Genomic DNA, 17,563 nt, shown 5'->3' on the forward strand with positions numbered 1-17,563 from the left:
GACACGATGAGCACACCGCTGCTGTGGACCCGCTCCGTGGTCCTCGCCGTGGCCGCGCTCGGTGCCGGGGTCCTCTCCCACGTCGCGGCCGACGGCGCACTCCCCCATCCCGTGGTGCTGCTCGCCCTGCTGGGCCTGACCAGCGTCGTCGCGGTGCCGTTCCTGCGCTCGCGCGCCTCCACCGGACGCCTCGTGGCGCTGGTGGTCGGCGGCCAGGCGCTCACCCACGTCGCGCTGAGCGCGCTCGCCGGCCACGCAGGTGACCGCGCCGCGTCCAGCGCATCGGGGGCGGCGGGGGCCGTCGCACCGGGTGCCCTCCTCGAGGTCACCGACTCCTCGGGCCGTCGTACCGGCCCCCTGCTCGACCAGTACGCCGCGGCCGCCGACGCGACGCCCGCCGGACACGCGAGCGACCCGTTCTCCTGGCTCGCCGACCTGGCCGGGCACCAGCTCGCCCACGTCACCGAGCAGGGCCCGGCGATGCTCCTCACGCACACGCTGGGGGCGGTCGCACTCGGCCTGTGGCTCGCGGTCGGCGAGCGCGCCCTGTGGCACCTGCTGCACCTCGGCGTCGCCCGGCTCGCGGCCGCCGCCCGCGCCCACGTCCTGCTCGACGCCGGCCTCGCGGCCGTGCGCGACACCCTGGCCGCCGGACGGCAGTGCCCGCCAGTCGACAGCGGGTGGCGTCCCGGCCCGGAGCGAGTGCTCCGCCACCAGGTCGCCCGACGCGGCCCACCGCCTCTCCTCCCCGCCTGAGCCGCACCACGCCAGGCCTCCCGCCGGGTCCCCGCTGGACCCGGCCCCCGCGCGCGTCCCGCGCGCCACCCATCCATGTCTTGGAGGAGATCCCATGCACCGCACCACCACTCGCCGTACCCGCCGTTCCGCCCTCGGCGCGCTCGCCCTCGCCGGCGCCCTCGTCCTGAGCGCCTGCGGCGAGGACACCGAGCCCGCCGAGCAGTCCGGCTCCGCCGCCACCAGCGGCCCCGAGATCGTCGTGACCGACCCGTGGGTCCGCGCGACCGACGGCGCCGAGGACACCACGATGACCGCGGCGTTCATGGACCTGGCCAACCAGGGCGACGAGGGCGTCTCGCTCGTCTCCGCCTCCAGCGACGTCGCGGGCACCGTGGAGATCCACGAGATGGCGAACGTCGACGGCAAGGCCGTCATGCAGGAGGCCGAGGACGGCGTCGAGCTCAAGGCCCGGGGCGGCCAGCTGCTCCAGCCCGGCGGCTACCACGTCATGCTCATGGGCCTCACCGAGGAGCTCGCGGCCGGCGACGAGGTCGAGCTGACCCTGGAGTTCTCCGACGGCAGCACCCAGGAGATCACCGCGCCGGTCAAGGCCTTCACCGAGGAGGAGGGCCAGTACCACGACCACGGCTCCCACGACCACGGCGACGACGAGAAGCAGGGCGACGAGAAGCACGGCAACGAGGACCCCGAGCACCCGTGAGCACCTCGGGAGTCGGACGCCGCGGCTTCCTCGGCTACGTCGGCACGGCGGTCGCGGGGGCGGCCGCCGGTGTCGGCGGCGCGACCCTCGCCGGGTCGAGCGGCCGCGCGGAGGAGCCGGCGGCCGCCCCCGACACCTCGTCCTGGGCCGGGCGCACCATCGACCCGCACGGTCCGCACCAGCCCGGTGTGGCGGCCACGCCCGCCCACGTCACCGAGCTCGTCGCGCTGGACCTGCTGCCCGGCACCGACCGGGACGCCCTCGGCCGGCTGATGCGGGTGTGGACCGGGGACGTCGAGGCGCTCACCCAGGGGCGTCCCGCGCCCGGCGACACCGCGCCGTGGCTGGCCACCGCGAACGCCGACCTGACGATCACCGTCGGCGCCGGGCCGGGCGCGTTCGGCCCGCGGCGCCTCGGCGCTCCCCCGCCCGGCTTCGGCGAGGTGCCCCCGATGCGCCACGACCGGCTGCAGGAGCGCTGGAACGGCGGGGACCTGGTGCTCCAGGTCGCCGGCCGCGACGCCACCACCGTCGCCCACGCCGTACGCCGCCTGGTGGCGGACGCGGCGCCCTTCGCGACCCTGCGCTGGCGCCAGCAGGGCTCGTGGAACGGCACCGGGCCGCAAGGGCAGCCGGTGACCGGACGCAACCTGTTCGGACAGGTCGACGGCTCGGCGAACCCCCGGCCCGGCACCCCGCTGTTCGACCAGACGGTCTGGATCCCCGACGGGCCCTGGGCCGGCGGCACCACGCTGGTGGTGCGCCGGATCCGGATGGACCTGGACACCTGGGACGAGCTGACCCGCGACGAGCAGGAGCAGTCGGTGGGCCGGCGCCTCGACGACGGAGCACCGCTGAGCGGCGGGGACGAGCTCGACGACGTCGACCTGCGCGCCCGCTCCGGCGGGCGGCTGGTGGTCGCGCGCGACGCCCACGCCCGGCGCTCCCACCCGGGGCTCAACGGCGGGCGGCGGATCTTCCGCAAGGGCGCCAACTACGTGCTCGACACCGACGCCGGTGTCGAGTCGGGCCTGATCTTCCAGAGCTTCCAGGCCGACCTGCTCGACCAGTTCGTCCCGATCCAGCAGACCCTCGACGAGCTGGACTCGCTCAACGAGTGGACCACCGCGATCGGCTCGGCGACCTTCGCGGTGCTGCCGGGCTTCGAGCCCGGGAGCTGGCTGGGGCAGTCCCTGCTGGGCTGACCCGCCCGCGAGACCGCCTGGAGGCGCGTCGGCGTCCTGCGGTCGACCCCCCCGTCGGGCGACCGTAGGACGCCGACATCCGCCGGGCGGTCCCGGGGCTCGCGCACGTCCGGGCCGCCAGCCGGCCGGTCACAGCCTCTCGCAGATTCGTACGCTAGTCGACTTGTTTCAACTCGATCGGACCGCGAAAAAACGGCCGGGTGCGAGGCTTGCCCCATGAGCGAGATCGTCGAGTTCGTGCGCGCCCGGATCGATGAGGACGAGGAGCTGGCCCGCGAGGTCGAGGAACAGGTCCGCCACGACCGCGGTGCGCAGGCCCCAGGCGGAACGGCCGAGAGGGGCGCGGTGAGCCTCACCGGCGTGGCCCGGGTGCTGGCCGACTGCGAGGCCAAGCGGGGACTGCTGGAGCTGGCCGAGGCCGCCACCGCCGACGACCTGCCCGGCTACGCCACCGCGATCCGTCAGCTGCTGGCGCTGCCGTACGCCGACCACGCCGACTACCTCGACGCCTGGCGACCCTGACTGGGGTGTCCACCGGGGCGGTCCTCCCGGTCGAGGTCACGCCCGGGGCGGGAGGTGGCTCGATCCCGGTTCAGAAGTCCTTGCGGAGGTGCACGTCGCCGGCGCCGGGGCTGGGCACGTCCTCCCACCGGAAGATCTCGCGATACCCGTGTCGCTCGTAGAAGCCCGGCGCCTGGAAGGTGAAGGAGGTGACGAAGACATGGGCGCACCCGCGCGCCCGGGCCACCGTCTCGAACTCCGCGAGGAGCCTGGCGCCGAGGCCGGCTCCGCGGGTGTCCTTGCGCACCCAGGTCATCGCGATCCCGGCGGCGACGCCCCAGGTCCAGCCACTGACGCCCGCCGCCAGCTGGCCCGCCTCGTCGTCGATGCGGACCGTCAGCTCCCGCGCCGGGGGGATTCCCCTGGTCGCCGCCGCATTGACCGCGTCCAGCTCGTCGGACAGCCGCTGGTCGAGCGCGGCGTCCGACTCACCGACCCTCGCGCGGTACCGGTCCTCCCCCGGCGGGCCACTCGACCCGTGTGCCTGCGTCATGGAGCGGATCGTGCCACGAATGACCGCAGCCGCGGCCCGACCACGGCCGGGCACAGTGGCCGCGGCCGGCCTTCCGGTGGGCGCAGAGGGGATCGAACCCCCGACCACCTCGTTGTAAGCGAGGGGCTCTACCGCTGAGCTATACGCCCGTGCTGATTCGCGGCCACAGACTAGACGAGAGCCCGGCCCCGGCGCGAAGCGGGCGAGGTGCGGTCCCCCGGAGGACCCCGGCGACGGCCGCAAACGACGTCGGACCGCCGGAGTCTCGGGTCACCGGCGGTCCAACGCGGCCGAGCCTAGGACGCGGGGCGCGCGCGGTGCCAGCGATCCGGGCAAAGCCGTCTGGGCGGTCTAGTCGCTGGGTCGCTCGGGGGCCCCTCAGGTCAGGGCGTGCAGCTGGCGCAGGTGCTCGTCGAGGTCGCGACCCTCGGGCATCGCGTTGTGCACCGACCAGCGCACCCGGCCCTCGCGGTCCACGACGTACGACGAGCGGCGCGGCGCTCCGGTGCGCTCGTCGAACACGTCGTAGGCCCTGCTCACCTCACCGTGCGGCCAGAAGTCCGAGAGCAGCGGGAAGTTGTGGCCCTCGGCGTCGGCGAACGCGCGCAGCGCGAACATCGGGTCGCAGGAGATCGCGAGCACCTCGGTGTCGAAGGTCAGGAACTCGTCGAGGCGGTCGCGCACCCCCGCCAGCTCGCCGGTGCAGACCCCGGAGAAGGCGTAGGGGTAGAACAGCAGGGCGACGGCCTTGGTGCCGCGGAACGACGACAGCGTCACGTCCTGGCCGAACTGGTCGCGCAGGGTGAAGTCGGGCGCCAACCCGCCGAGGGACAGACCCGCGATGCCCTCCTGGTCGGTGCTCACGACGACTCCTTCCTGACCGGCGTACCCGGTGTACCTGGCTTGGCTGAGTTGGCCAGATCCCACTTGAGGACCTTGCCGGTGGCGTTGCGGGGCAGCTCGTCGAGCATGACGATCTCCCGCGGGACCTTGAACCTCGCCAGATTGTCCTTCACCCACTCGCGCAGCTGCACGTCGGTCACCTCTGCGCCGTCGCGGATCACGACGTAGGCGACCAGGCGCATGCCGTACTGCTCGTCCTCGACGCCGACCGCGGCCACCTCGAGGACGCCCGGGTGGCGGGCCAGGCAGTCCTCGACCTCGCGGGGGAAGACGTTCTCGCCGCCGCTGACGATCATCTCGTCGTCGCGACCCTCGACGTAGAGGCGACCGTCCGGGCCGAACCGCCCGACGTCGCCGGTGGCCATCAGCCCCTCGATCATGTCCTTGCCACCGCCGCCGCTGTAGCCCTCGAAGAGGATCGTGTTGCCCACGAAGATCCGGCCCGGGGTGTCCGGCGCCGCCGGCCGGTCGTCCTGGTCGTAGATGCGTACGACGGTCCCCCACGGCGGCCGCCCGGCCGAGGTCGGGGCCTCGCGGAGGTCCTCGGGGGTGGCGATCGAGGCGTAGGCGACCTCGGTGGAGCCGTAGATGTTGTAGAGGTGGTCCCCGAAGTGGTCCATCCAGCTCATCGCCAGGTCGCCGGGCAGGGCGGAGCCCGACGACGCCACCACCTGCACGGTGGACAGGTCATGGGCGGCCAGGACGTCCTCGGGCAGCGCCAGGATGCGCTGGAGCATCACCGGGATGACCACCACGCACTCGCAGCGCTCCTCGGCGACGAGGCGCAGCGCGTCCTCGGGGTCGAAGCGGCGACGCAGCACGAGCGTCGTGCCGAGCAGCATCGCCAGCGCGAGATGGGCATAGCCCCAGGTGTGGAAGAGCGGCGCGGCGACGTGGGTGCGCCAGCCGGCGCGCAGCGGCATCCGCGAGAGCAGCGAGACCGCCGCGTCGATCCCGGCCTCCGCGCGGGGCGCGGCCTTCGGGACGCCGGTGGTGCCGGACGTCAGGATCACGATCCGTCCGTGGCGCTGCGGCGCATCGAGGTCGTCCCCCGCCGAGGCCGCGATCAGGCCCTCCAGCGTCAGCCGCTCCTCCTCGGACCCGGTGTCGCTGTCGCTCCACGCGATCACCGGGGTGCCGGGGGCGTCGTCGCCGAGCAGGCCGGCGAACTCCTCGTCGTGGACCACCACCCGCGGCCGCTCGCGCTCGAGGACCTCGAGCAGCTGGGGTCCGGCGAAGGCCGTGTTGAGGTAGAGCGCGTCGGCGCCGAGGCGGTTGGCCGCGATCGTGGCCTCCACGAAACCGCGGTGGTTGCGGCACATCAGCGCGACCGAGTCGCCCTCGCCGACGCCGAGCTCCCGCAGCCCGCGGGCCAGCGCGTTGGCGCGGCGGTGCAGCTCGGCGTAGCTCAGCGAGCCACGCTCGTCGATGATCGCGACCCGGTCGGGGGCGCGCAGCGCGACACTGGCGAACCCGCCGCCGGGGCCCGTGCCCCAGCGCCGCAGCGTGCCCAGCAGCCCGATCAGGACCGGAGGGGAGTACGGACGCACGACCCCGGAGCCGAGCAGCACCCTGCCGGCCGTGGTCGTCGAGGCGAGCCGGGCCGTCAGGGTGTCGAGCACAGGTGAGTTCCTTTGGTGCCGCGGAGGTCAGGCCGGGGTCTTGGGTGCCACCAGTCGCGTCGCCGCCCAGTCCTTGCTGACGCTGGCGGTCGTGGTCTGCGCGAGCCCCGCGATCGGAGCCGCCTCGGCGATGTCGGACGCGTCGACGGCGTTCGGCCTGCCGACCTTCGGGGTCATCAACCAGATGGAGCCACCGCCGACGAGGTCGGTCAGGGAGTCGACGAGACCGTCGACGAGGTCGCCGTCGTCCTGTCGCCACCACAGCAGGACCGCGTCCACGACGTTGCCGTAGTCGCCGTCCACCATGTCCGCGTCGAGGGCGTTCTCGATGGCAACGCGGAGTTCGTCGTCGGCGTCGTTGTCCCAGCCAAGTTCCTGAATGACCATGCCGGCCTTGAAGCCGAGCCGGGCAGCCGGATCGGCAGGGGCGCCTGTCTGGGTGGACCCGCCACCCGCGGTCGAACTCACTGAGGCCTCCAGACATCTGATGAGATACGGCTCTCCGGGATGTCGGAGAAGCCGGATGTGAGGAGTAGTCCAGCGGAGTCAGCGCCGCTGCGCAAGCCGGTACACGCCACGACCTCACAGAACGGCGTCCCCGGACCGCCACTCGGAGGATTCTGGACGGGCCCGCGGCGGGCCCCGGGGACCGCGCCTGCGAGGGTCCGCCGAGACCTCGCCCACCCCACACCCCCAGCTACTGGGCGGTAGATTCCGTCCCCTTTCCCGACGTGGGAACATGGCCGGGTGACCGAGGAAACACCCTTCCCTTCAGGCACTCGCTCCGGCAGCACCCCTTCTGTGATCCACGAGGGCCTGCCGACCCAGCTGCCGGACATCGACCCTGACGAGACCGCGGACTGGCTCGCCTCCTTCGACGCGCTCGTCGACGAGCGTGGCCGCTCCCGCGCCCGCTACATGATGCTGCGCCTGCTCGAGCGCGCCCGTGAGATGCAGGTCGGGGTTCCCGCCCTGCGCTCCACGGACTACATCAACACGATCCCGCCCGAGCGCGAGCCGTGGTTCCCGGGCGATGAGGAGATCGAGCGCCGCATCCGCGCCTTCATCCGGTGGAACGCCGCGGTGATGGTCTCCAGCGCCAACCGCAAGGGCCTGGAGGTCGGCGGCCACATCGCCACCTACCAGTCCTCCGCGAGCCTCTACGAGGTCGGCTTCAACCACTTCTTCCGCGGCAAGGACCACCCCGGCGGCGGCGACCAGATCTACTTCCAGGGCCACGCCTCCCCCGGCATCTACGCCCGCGCGTTCCTCGAGGGGCGCCTGGAGGAGGAGCAGCTCTACCGCTTCCGCCAGGAGGTCCAGCACGGCACCGGCAAGGGCCTGTCCTCCTACCCGCACCCGCGCCTGATGCCGGACTTCTGGGAGTTCCCCACGGTCTCCATGGGGCTCACCGGCATCAACTCGATCTACCAGGCGCGGTTCAACCGCTACCTGCACAACCGCGGCATCAAGGACACCAGCGACCAGCACGTCTGGGCGTTCCTCGGTGACGGCGAGATGGCCGAGCCCGAGTCGCTCGGCGCGATCCGGATCGCGGCCCGCGAGGAGCTCGACAACCTCACCTGGGTCATCAACTGCAACCTCCAGCAGCTCGACGGCCCGGTCACCGGCAACGGCAAGATCATCCAGGAGCTGGAGGCCAACTTCCGCGGCGCCGGCTGGAACGTGATCAAGGTCGTCTGGGGCCGCGAGTGGGACGACCTGCTGGCCCGCGACGTCAACGGCGTGCTGGTCAACAAGATGAACACCACCGCGGACGGCGACTTCCAGACCTACTCGGTCGAGGACGGCGCCTACACCCGCGAGCACTTCTTCGGGGGTGACGAGCGGCTGCGCAAGATGGTCGAGCACATGAGCGACGCGCAGATCGCCAAGCTGCCGCGCGGTGGCCACGACTACCGCAAGGTCTACGCCGCGTTCGACGCCGCGACCAAGCACGTCGGCCAGCCGACGGTGATCCTGGCCAAGACCGTCAAGGGTTGGACGATCGACGCCCTCGAGGGCAAGAACGCCACCCACCAGATGAAGAAGCTGACCCCGGAGGACATCAAGCGCTTCCGCGACCGCCTCTACCTGCCGATCTCCGACCGCGACCTGGAGCGCTCCTACGAGGAGACCGGCGCCGCGCCGTTCTTCCACCCCGGCGCCGAGTCCCCGGAGATCCAGTACATGCTGGAGCGCCGCCGCCAGCTCGGCGGCTCCGTCCCGCGCCGGGTGCAGCGCTCCAAGCCGCTGACGCTCCCCTCCGACGCGGCGTACAAGGACCTCAAGCAGGGCGGTGGCAAGAACAAGATCGCCACCACGATGGCCGTCGTCCGCCTACTCAAGGAGTGGATGCGCGACCCCGAGATCGGCAAGCGCCTGGTCCCGATCGCGCCGGACGAGTACCGCACCTTCGGCATGGACGCGATGTTCCCGAGCGCGAAGGTCTACAACCCGGCCGGCCAGCAGTACGAGTCGGTCGACCGCAAGTTGTTGCTCTCCTACAAGGAGTCCAAGCAGGGCCAGATGCTCCACGAGGGCATCTCCGAGGCCGGCGCAGTGGCCTCCGCGACCGCCGCCGGGTCGGCGTACGCCACCCACGGCGAGCCGATGATCCCGTTCTACATCTTCTACTCGATGTTCGGGTTCCAGCGCACCGGCGACTCGATCTGGGCGATGGCCGACCAGCTCTCGCGCGGCTTCCTGATCGGCGCCACCGCCGGTCGCACGACGCTGACCGGTGAGGGCCTGCAGCACGCCGACGGCCACTCCCCGCTGCTGGCGGCGACCAACCCGGCGGTCGTGCACTACGACCCGGCGCACGCCTACGAGATCGCGCACATCATGCAGAACGGTCTCGAGCGGATGTACGGCACCGGCGGCCCCGCGGGCAACGGCGAGAACGTCATCTACTACGTCACCGTCTACAACGAGCCGGTCGCCCAGCCCGCGGAGCCGGCCGACGTCGACGTCGAGGGCATCCTCAAGGGCATGCACCAGACGGCCGTCGCCGAGGGCGAGGGCCCGCGGGTCACCCTGCTCGGCTCCGGCGTGGGCTACCCCTGGATCGAGGACGCGGCGCGGATCCTGCGCGAGGACTGGGGGGTGCAGGCCGACCTGTGGTCGGTCACCTCCTGGAACGAGCTGGCCCGCGACGCCGTCGCTGCCGAGGAGTGGAACCTGCTGCACCCGGGCGAGGCCCCGCGCACGTCGTACGTCGAGGAGCGCCTCGTCGACGTCGAGGGCCCGGTCGTGGCGGTGTCGGACTACATGCGGGCCGTCCCGCTGCAGATCGCCCGCTGGGTGCCCGGGGACTACCGGGTGCTCGGCGCCGACGGGTTCGGCTTCGCCGACACCCGCCCCGCTGCGCGCCGGTTCTTCCACATCGACGCCCAGTCGGTCGTCGTTCAGGCGCTGCAGGCGCTCGCCGACGCCGGGCAGATCGACCCGGCCCAGGTGGAGAAGGCGTTCAACACCTACCGCATCGACGACCCGACCGCGGTCGCCGACGTGCAGCAGGAGGGCGGCGACGCCTGAGTCGCCACCGCACGTGATGCCAGGGCCCGCCACGCCTCGCGTGGCGGGCCCTGGCGCGTCACGGGCCGCCTGTCGGTCCCGTGATGAGCCGGCGGCTCAGGCGGGGCCGTCGGCGGCCGCGCCCAGCGCGCCGTCGGCCGGTGCCCCGCCGGCGCGCAGCAGGGCGCGCCAGCGCGCCCGGGAGTACGTCGCGGGGGGTGTCTCCTCGACGAAGTCGGCCAGGATGCGCGCGAACCGCACCGGGTGGTCCCTGTGCGGGAAGTGCCCCGCGTCGTCGAGCACCTCCACCCGGGCCGCCGGGGCGAGATCGGCGACCAGGTCGGCGTGCTCGACGGGGATCACCGCGTCGTCGCGGCCCCAGACGACCGTCATCGGCAGCGCGCTGGTGAGGTAGGCGCGGTCGGCCATCGTGACGATCTGGCCCTGCCAGTCGACCACCGCGCGCACGACGTGGCGCAGCGCGTGCCGGGTGGCCGGGTCGCGCAGCGAGTCGTAGATCTTGGCGACCTCCCCGAGGTCGCGGGTCCGGGGCAGCCCACTGGCCGCCAGCATCCGCATGCCGACGACCCCCACGTGCCGCACCCCGGGGAGGGTGAGCGCCCCCATGACCTGGTGGAAGCCGGGCGTCGTGACGGCGCGCACCACCGGGGACACCTCCGGGCCGAGTCCGCCGGGCGCCACCAGCACGAGGCGCTCGGTGCGCTCGGGGAACTGGTAGGCGAACTGCATCGCCACCCCGCCGCCGAGGCTGTGCCCGACGACCGTCACCCGGTTGATGCCGAGGACGGTGAGCAGGTCGCGCATCGCGTTGGCATAGCCGCCGACGCTGTAGTCGGCGCGCGGCTTGTCGGAGCTGCCGTGGCCGAGCAGGTCGGGGGCGATGACGGTGTGGCGTCGAGCCAGCTCGTCGATGACCGGCGACCAGGTGGTGTGGTCGCAACCCATGCCGTGCAGGAGCAGCAGCACCGGCCCGTGCCCGACCTTGACGAACGCGCGCCGGTGACCGTGGATCGTCACCGACTGCACCTCGTGCGTCGCCTTCACCACCACCATCTCCCGCCGTCGAAGCCAGAGGACCGATTCAACCAGACCGGGCGCCCCGAGGCAGGCGGTCGCGGTCTAGCCTCGGGGCGTGTCCCGCCGCGTCCCCGCCACCGCCCACCCGCGCGCCGCCGCCGCCCTGCGCCGCGCGACCGGCGCGCTGAGCACCGCGGCGATGGCCCGCATGGAGACCGAGTACGCCTGGTTCCGGGCCCTGAGCGCCGAGGACCGCTCCTGGGTCGGGCTCATCGTGCAGGCCGGCGTGAAGGGCTTCGTGGACTGGTACCACCGCGACCCGGGGCAGGCCCCGGCCCCCGAGGGCTCGCTGCTGGCCGCCTCGATCTTCGGTGCGGCCCCGCGGGCGCTCGCCGGTGTGATCACGCTGCGCCAGACCGTCGACCTGGTGCGCCTCTCGATCGAGGTGGTGGAGTCCAACCTCGACGACCTGCTCGACGCCGAGGACTCCGCCGACGCCCACGTCGCGGTCTCCCGCTACGCCCGGGAGATCGCCTTCGCCACCGCCGAGGTCTACGCCCGCGCCGCCGAGGTGCGCGGCGCCTGGGACGCCCGGCTCGAGGCGCTCGTCGTGGACGCCGTGCTCCGCGCCGAGACCGACGAGGCGATGCTCTCCCGCGCCAGCGCGCTGGGCTGGTCCGCCCTCGGGGACGTCGCGGTCGTGCTCGGCACCGCCCCCGCGCGTCGTACCGAGACCGACCTCTTCGAGGAGGTACGCCGGATCGCGCGCGCCGCGGGGCTGGAGGCGCTCTGCGCGGTGCAGGGCGAACGCCTGGTCGTGGTGCTCGGTGGCGCCCGCGACCCGCGCGCCGCCGGCAACGCGGTCACCGACCTCTTCGGTGACGGTCCGGTCGTGGTCGGCCCGGTGGTCAGCGACCTGGCGGCCGCGCACACCTCCGCCCGGGCGGCCCTCTCCGCGCACCGTGCAGCGGCCGGCTGGCCCGAGGCACCTCGTCCCGTGCTGAGCGACGAGCTGCTGCCCGAGCGGGTCCTCGCCGGCGACGGCCACGCGCGCCGGCTGCTGGTCGAGGAGGTCTATCTGCCGCTCGTGCGGGCCCGGGCGACGCTCGCGGAGACCCTCGCGGCGTACTTCGGGGCGGGCGGCTCCATCGAGGGCACGGCACGCCTGCTCTTCGTGCACCCCAACACCGTGCGCTACCGCCTGCGCCAGGCCGCCGAGGTCACCGGGTTCAGCCCCGCGGACCCCCGCGACGCCTTCACCCTGGAGATCGCGCTGGTGCTCGGCCGTCAGTCCGGCCGCAGCGCCGACGACAGCTGACCGGCCCGGGCGCCGCACGTCGCTTTTTGTAGGGTTCCCACAACGTACGGCGACTGACTTTCGTGAGCGTCGTCACCGATTCCGCGGCCGTCGCCGGGCAGAGTGGTCCCCGTGCTCGTCATCGTTGCTCCCGGCCAGGGCGCCCAGTCGCCCGGCTTCCTGAGGCCCTGGCTTGAGGACCCGACCTTCGCGTCGCGGTTCGACTGGCTCTCCACCGTCGCCGGCATCGACCTCGCCCACTACGGCACCGAGGCCGACGCCGAGACCATCCGCGACACCCGGATCGCCCAGCCGCTGCTGGTCGCCACCGGGCTGGTCGCCGCCCTCGAGCTGTTCCCGCATCCCGCCGACGCGTTCAGCCGCATCGGCGCGGTGGCGGGCCACAGCGTGGGCGAGCTGGCCGCTGCGGCCGGCGCGCGGGTGATCACCGCCGAGCAGGCGATGGTGCTGGTGCGCGAACGAGGCAACGCGATGGCCGCGGCCGCCGCCGCGACCCCGACCGGGATGACCGCCGTCCTCGGCGGCGACCGCGACGAGGTGCTGGCCAAGATCGCCGCACACGGGCTGACCCCCGCCAACGACAACGGCCCCGGCCAGGTCGTGGCCGCCGGCACCCTGGCCCAGCTGGAGGCGTTCGCCGCCGACGGCCCGGCCAAGGCCCGCCTGATGCCGCTCAGCGTCGCCGGTGCGTTCCACACCGAGCACATGGCGCCCGCGGTCGGGCACCTGCAGAAGCTGGCCCGCTCGGTGTCGGTCCACGACCCGCGCACCCGGCTGATCTCCAACAAGGACGGCCAGGTCATCCACGACGGCCAGGAGGTGCTGCGCCGCCTCGTCGGGCAGATCGCCAACCCGGTCCGCTGGGACCTGTGCCTGGAGACCATGGCCGACCTCGGCGTCACCGGCATCCTGGAGATGCCCCCGGCCGGCACCCTGACCGGCATCGCCAAGCGCGCCCTCAAGGGCGTCGAGACCTTCGCCCTCAAGACCCCCGACCAGCTCGAGGACGCCCGCGCGTTCTGCGACAAGCACGGCGAGGCCAGCCACTTCGGCGCCAGCCCGACCTGGCGCATGGTCGTCTCGCCCGCCAAGGGCACCTTCCACGTCGCCACCGAGGCCCGCGACCTCGGCGCGCTGCACGCCGGCGCCACGATCGGCGACGTCGCCAGCCTGCGCGACCGGATCCAGGTGACCGCCGCCCACGGCGGCCAGGTCGTCGAGTGGCTCGTCGAGGACGGCGACCCGGTCGCCCCCGGCCAGCCGCTGCTGCGCCTGCACCCCGAGGGCGCCAACTGATGGTCACCCTCTCCCCCGCCACCGGTGCCCGGTACGCCGCGCTGAAGGGCGTCGGCGCCTACCGCCCCAGCCGGGTCGTGCCGAACTCCGAGCTCGTCGACGCGATCGACTCCAGCGACGAGTGGATCCAGCAGCGATCGGGCATCGTCTCGCGCCGCTGGGCCTCGGCCGAGGAGACCGTGCAGATGATGGCGTCCGCGGCCGCCCGCGCCGCCCTCGCCGACGCCGGCGTCGAGGCCGCGCAGATCGACTGCGTCATCGTCGCCACGGTCAGCCACCTCATGCAGACCCCGGCCGTCGCGACCCTCATCGCCCACGAGATCGGCACCGAGAACGCCGCCGCCTTCGACATCTCCGCCGCGTGCGCCGGCTTCTGCCACGGCGTGGCGATGGCCAACGACATGGTCACCGGCGGCTCGGCCGGACACGTGCTGGTCATCGGCGTCGAGCGGCTCTCCGACATCACCGACACCACCGACCGCGGCACGGCGTTCATCTTCGCCGACGGGGCCGGGGCGGCGGTGGTCGGCCCGAGCGACACCCCCGGCATCGGCCCCGTCGTGTGGGGCTCCCAGGGCGAGCACTTCGACCACATCCGGCAGCGCGAGGACTGGCGCGACGTGCTGGCCGCCGAGGCGCCGTTGATGCCGCACCTCACCATGCAGGGCAACTCGGTGTTCCGCTGGGCGTCGTTCGCCATGGCCAAGATCGGCCTGGAGGCGCTCGACCGCGCCGGCATCACCCCCGACGAGCTCGACTGCTTCGTGCCGCACCAGGCCAACATGCGCATCATCGACGCGCTCGCGCGCTCGATGAAGCTGCCCGGCACCGTGCGCATCGCGCGCGACATCGCCGAGATGGGCAACACCTCGGCGGCCTCGATCCCCCTCGCCCTGGCGCGCATGCGCGCCGACGGCGAGGCCCGCTCCGGCGACACGGCGCTCTTCATCGCCTTCGGCGCCGGCCTCGCGTACGCCGCGCAGGTCGTCGTCGTCCCCTGAGCCGGCCCTTCGGGGCCCGCACCACCCGCACCACCGCCAGACAGCACCACCCGCACCACCCACGAGCACCACCCACGAGCACCATCCACCCGCACCACCACGACCAAGGAGAAGCCCCATGGCCACCACCGAAGAGATCCGCACCGACCTCGCCGAGATCGTCAACGAGGTCGCCGGCGTCGACGTCGCCGACGTGCAGCTGGACAAGTCCTTCGTCGACGACCTCGACGTCGACTCGCTCTCGATGGTCGAGGTCGTCGTGGCCGCCGAGGAGAAGTTCGGTGTCTCGATCCCGGACGACGAGGTCAAGAACCTCAAGACCGTCGGTGACGCCGTCGCGTTCATCGAGCGCGCCCAGGCCTGAGCCACCCCACCCCCAACGATCAGGAGCCAACACACGATGAGTCGAACCCGAGTCGTGGTCACCGGCCTCGGCACCACCAGCCCCCTGGGCGGCGACGTGGCCAGCACCTGGGAGGGCCTGCTCGCCGGGCGCTCCGGCGTGCGTCACCTCACCGAGGAGTGGGCCGCCGACCTGCCGGTCAAGATCGCGGGTCGGATCGCCGTCGAGCCGACCGAGGTCCTCGAGCGGGTCAAGGCCCGCCGCCTGGACCGTTCGGCGCAGTTCGCCCTGGTCGCGGCGATGGAGGCATGGCGCGACGCCGGCCTGGAGAACGCCGTCCAGGACCACGGTCTTGACGGCGACCGGGTCGGCGTCGCCATGGCGTCGGGCATCGGTGGCGTGACCACCCTGCTCGACAACTACGACACCTTGAAGGCCAAGGGCCCGCGCCGCGTCTCCCCCCTCGCGGTCCCGATGCTGATGGCCAACGCCTCCGCCGCCAACATCAGCCTCTACGTCGGCGCCCGCGGCGCGGTGAACACCCCGATCTCGGCGTGCGCGTCGGGCAACGAGGGCATCGCGATGGCGATCGACCAGATCCGCCTGGGCCGCGCCGACGTCGTCGTCGCCGGCGGCACCGAGGCCGCGATCCACCCGCTGCCGATGGCGGCGTTCGCCAACATGATGGCGCTGTCGAAGAACGACGGGGACCCGACCACCGTGTCGCGTCCCTGGGACACCGGCCGCGACGGCTTCGTGCTCGGCGAGGGCGCCGGCGTCCTGGTGCTGGAGTCCCTCGAGCACGCCCGGGCCCGCGGCGCACGCATCTATGCCGAGGTCCTCGGCGCCGGCATCACCGCCGACTCCCACGACATCGCCCAGCCCGACCCTGAGGGCCGCGGCGGCTCGCGCGCCATCCTGCGCGCGCTGGCGGAGTCCGACATCGACGCCTCGTCGATCAAGCACGTCAACGCCCACGCGACCTCCACGCCTCTCGGCGACATCGCCGAGGGCCTGATGCTGCACGCCACCTTGGGCGCGAGCGTCTCCGACGTGATCGTCACCAGCACCAAGTCGATGACCGGGCACCTGCTCGGCGGCGCCGGCGCGCTCGAGGCCGTCGCCACGGTGATGGCGCTGCACGAGCGGATCAGCCCGCCCACGATCAACCTCGACGACAAGGACCCGAAGGTCGACCTCGACATCGCGACCACCGCGCGTCCGCTCCCCCAGGGCGACATCGCGGCGCTGAACAACTCCTTCGGCTTCGGCGGCGCCAACGTCGCCGTCGCGTTCGGGAGCATCTGATGAGCGTCGTCGCCGCCCCCGCCTCCTCCCGCCCGGCCAGGCTGCCGCGCGAGGAGGACCCGCGCCACCCGCTCAAGCGGCTCACCGCGCTCTTCGACGACGGCACGCTGGAGCTGATCAGCCCCGACGACGACTCCGGGATGCTCGCCGCGATCGGCCACGTCGACGGTGCCCCCGTCGTCGCGTTCTGCTCCGACGCCACCGTGATGGGCGGAGCGATGGGCGACCTCGGCTGCCGTGTCGTGGTGGACGCCTACCACCGCGCGATGACCGACCGGGTGCCGATCATCGGCCTGTGGCACTCCGGTGGGGCCCGCCTCGCCGAGGGCGTGCTCTCCCTGCACGCCGTCGGCCGCATCTTCCAGGTGATGACCCAGGCCTCGGGCAAGATCCCGCAGGTCTCCGTGGTGCTCGGCCCGGCCGCCGGCGGCGCGGCGTACGGTCCGGCGCTCACCGACGTGGTGATCCTCGGTCCCGAGGGCCGCATCTTCGTCACCGGGCCGGACGTCGTCCGCTCGGTCACCGGCGAGGACGTCGACATGCTGCGCCTCGGCGGCCCCGAGCCGCACGGTCGCCGCTCCGGCGTCGTCCACGTGCTCACCGAGTCCGAGGCGGAGGCCCTCGAGCGGGCCCGCGCGATCGCCAGCCTGCTCGGCGCCCAGGGCAGTCTGCGGGTCAGCGACGTGGAGGACCGTGACCTCGAGGCGCTGCTGCCGGAGTCGCGCAAGCGCGCCTACGACGTGCACCCGCTGGTGGAGGCCGTCCTCGACGAGGGCACCGTGCAGGAGCTGCACACCCGCTGGGCGCCCAACGTCGTGACCGCGCTCGGTCGCCTCGGCGGTCGCACGGTCGGCGTCGTGGCCAACAACCCGCTGCGCCTGGGCGGCTGTCTGGACTCCGCCTCCGCGGAGAAGTCCGCGCGCTTCGTGCGGATGTGCGACGCCTTCGGCGTCCCGCTGATCGTCCTGGTGGACGTCCCGGGCTACCTGCCGGGCGTCGGCCAGGAGTGGGACGGCGTCGTACGCCGCGGCGCCAAGCTGCTGCACGCCTTCGGCGAGTGCGTGGTCCCCCGGGTGACCCTGGTGACCCGCAAGACCTACGGCGGCGCCTACATCGCGATGAACTCCCGCTCCCTGGGCGCCACCAAGGTGCTCGCCTGGCCGGGCGCCGAGGTCGCGGTCATGGGCGCGGTCGCCGCAGTACGCATCCTGCACCGCCGACGCCTGGCCGAGGTCGAGCCCGACCTGCGCGCCCAGGTCGAGAACGAGCTCGCCGCCGAGCACGAGCGGATCGCCGGCGGCGTCGAGCGTGCCGTCGAGATCGGCGTGGTCGACGAGGTCGTGGCCCCCACCGCGACCCGCTCCACGATCGCCCGGGCCATCGACGCGGCCGTCCAGTCCGAGGGCGTACGCCGCGGGACGCACAGCAACATCCCGCTCTGATCCACCCGGTCCGCCCCCGGCAGGGGAAGGCCGACATGACGAAGGCCCCCACCGA

Annotated in this window: 16 protein-coding genes and 1 tRNA gene; 11 read left to right on the forward strand and 6 right to left on the reverse strand. The window is 73.2% G+C overall.

Annotated features, from left to right (window positions below; all coding sequences use genetic code 11):
* Positions 1-6 precede the first annotated feature (6 nt).
* The 4 genes from HBO46_RS13220 to HBO46_RS13235 all read left to right on the forward strand — a co-directional run bounded on the left by HBO46_RS13220 (position 7) and on the right by HBO46_RS13235 (position 3,186).
* Positions 7-756, forward strand: coding sequence for a hypothetical protein (locus HBO46_RS13220; protein WP_166140802.1), 750 nt, complete (start codon positions 7-9; stop codon positions 754-756).
* A gap of 94 nt (positions 757-850) precedes the next feature.
* On the forward strand, positions 851-1,459 hold the full coding sequence (locus HBO46_RS13225) for a copper chaperone PCu(A)C (protein WP_166140803.1): 609 nt from the start codon (positions 851-853) through the stop codon (positions 1,457-1,459).
* Entirely contained in the window at positions 1,456-2,664 is a 1,209-nt protein-coding gene (locus tag HBO46_RS13230) for a Dyp-type peroxidase (protein WP_166140804.1), read from the forward strand. The genes HBO46_RS13225 and HBO46_RS13230 overlap by 4 nt, the downstream gene beginning before the upstream one ends.
* A 216-nt stretch (positions 2,665-2,880) precedes the next feature.
* Entirely contained in the window at positions 2,881-3,186 is a 306-nt protein-coding gene (locus HBO46_RS13235; RefSeq protein ID WP_166140805.1) for a DUF6221 family protein, read from the forward strand.
* 70 nt (positions 3,187-3,256) lie between these two features.
* Here HBO46_RS13235 and HBO46_RS13240 read toward each other — a convergent pair whose 3' ends face one another.
* From HBO46_RS13240 to HBO46_RS13260, 5 genes are all read right to left on the reverse strand, one after another.
* A complete protein-coding gene (locus tag HBO46_RS13240) occupies positions 3,257-3,718 on the reverse strand; it encodes a GNAT family N-acetyltransferase (protein WP_166140806.1) in 462 nt (153 codons plus the stop codon).
* Positions 3,719-3,795: 77 nt separating this feature from the next.
* A tRNA-Val gene (locus HBO46_RS13245) sits at positions 3,796-3,867 on the reverse strand.
* Between the two features lie 229 nt (positions 3,868-4,096).
* Complete coding sequence (locus HBO46_RS13250) at positions 4,097-4,582, reverse strand: peroxiredoxin (RefSeq protein ID WP_449866938.1); 486 nt, start codon at positions 4,580-4,582, stop codon at positions 4,097-4,099.
* Positions 4,579-6,243, reverse strand: coding sequence for an AMP-binding protein (locus HBO46_RS13255; protein ID WP_166140807.1), 1,665 nt, complete (start codon positions 6,241-6,243; stop codon positions 4,579-4,581). The genes HBO46_RS13250 and HBO46_RS13255 overlap by 4 nt, the downstream gene beginning before the upstream one ends.
* A 27-nt stretch (positions 6,244-6,270) precedes the next feature.
* The gene (locus HBO46_RS13260; protein WP_166140808.1) at positions 6,271-6,711 is read right to left on the reverse strand and encodes a DUF3052 domain-containing protein; all 441 of its coding nucleotides are present in this window, start codon (positions 6,709-6,711) and stop codon (positions 6,271-6,273) included.
* A gap of 333 nt (positions 6,712-7,044) precedes the next feature.
* Between HBO46_RS13260 and aceE the strand changes: the two genes are divergently transcribed.
* Positions 7,045-9,783, forward strand: coding sequence for a pyruvate dehydrogenase (acetyl-transferring), homodimeric type (aceE, locus tag HBO46_RS13265; RefSeq protein WP_224769045.1), 2,739 nt, complete (start codon positions 7,045-7,047; stop codon positions 9,781-9,783).
* 96 nt (positions 9,784-9,879) lie between these two features.
* Here the strand turns inward: aceE and HBO46_RS13270 are convergent, their stop codons facing one another.
* Positions 9,880-10,836 carry an alpha/beta fold hydrolase gene (locus tag HBO46_RS13270; protein ID WP_166140810.1) on the reverse strand — a complete coding sequence of 319 codons (957 nt, stop codon included), beginning with the start codon at positions 10,834-10,836 and terminating at the stop codon, positions 9,880-9,882.
* Between the two features lie 79 nt (positions 10,837-10,915).
* Between HBO46_RS13270 and HBO46_RS13275 the strand changes: the two genes are divergently transcribed.
* The 6 genes from HBO46_RS13275 (at position 10,916) to HBO46_RS13300 (ending at position 17,508) form a co-directional block, all read left to right on the forward strand.
* Positions 10,916-12,118, forward strand: a complete 1,203-nt coding sequence (locus HBO46_RS13275) for a PucR family transcriptional regulator (RefSeq protein WP_224769047.1) — start codon at positions 10,916-10,918, stop codon at positions 12,116-12,118.
* Between the two features lie 111 nt (positions 12,119-12,229).
* Positions 12,230-13,414 (forward strand): acyltransferase domain-containing protein, encoded by a 1,185-nt coding sequence (locus HBO46_RS13280; protein ID WP_166140811.1) that lies wholly within the window; start codon positions 12,230-12,232, stop codon positions 13,412-13,414.
* The gene (locus HBO46_RS13285) at positions 13,414-14,415 is read left to right on the forward strand and encodes a beta-ketoacyl-ACP synthase III (RefSeq protein ID WP_166140812.1); all 1,002 of its coding nucleotides are present in this window, start codon (positions 13,414-13,416) and stop codon (positions 14,413-14,415) included. Before HBO46_RS13280 ends, HBO46_RS13285 begins: the two co-directional genes overlap by 1 nt.
* 118 nt (positions 14,416-14,533) lie before the next feature.
* A complete protein-coding gene (locus HBO46_RS13290; RefSeq protein WP_166140813.1) occupies positions 14,534-14,779 on the forward strand; it encodes an acyl carrier protein in 246 nt (81 codons plus the stop codon).
* Between the two features lie 36 nt (positions 14,780-14,815).
* Positions 14,816-16,066 carry a beta-ketoacyl-ACP synthase II gene (gene fabF, locus HBO46_RS13295; RefSeq protein ID WP_166140814.1) on the forward strand — a complete coding sequence of 417 codons (1,251 nt, stop codon included), beginning with the start codon at positions 14,816-14,818 and terminating at the stop codon, positions 16,064-16,066.
* A complete protein-coding gene (locus HBO46_RS13300; protein WP_166140815.1) occupies positions 16,066-17,508 on the forward strand; it encodes an acyl-CoA carboxylase subunit beta in 1,443 nt (480 codons plus the stop codon). Before fabF ends, HBO46_RS13300 begins: the two co-directional genes overlap by 1 nt.
* Positions 17,509-17,563: the final 55 nt, after the last annotated feature.

Origin of the sequence: Nocardioides ochotonae (genome assembly GCF_011420305.2) — a bacterium.
Lineage (GTDB): Bacteria > Actinomycetota > Actinomycetes > Propionibacteriales > Nocardioidaceae > Nocardioides > Nocardioides ochotonae.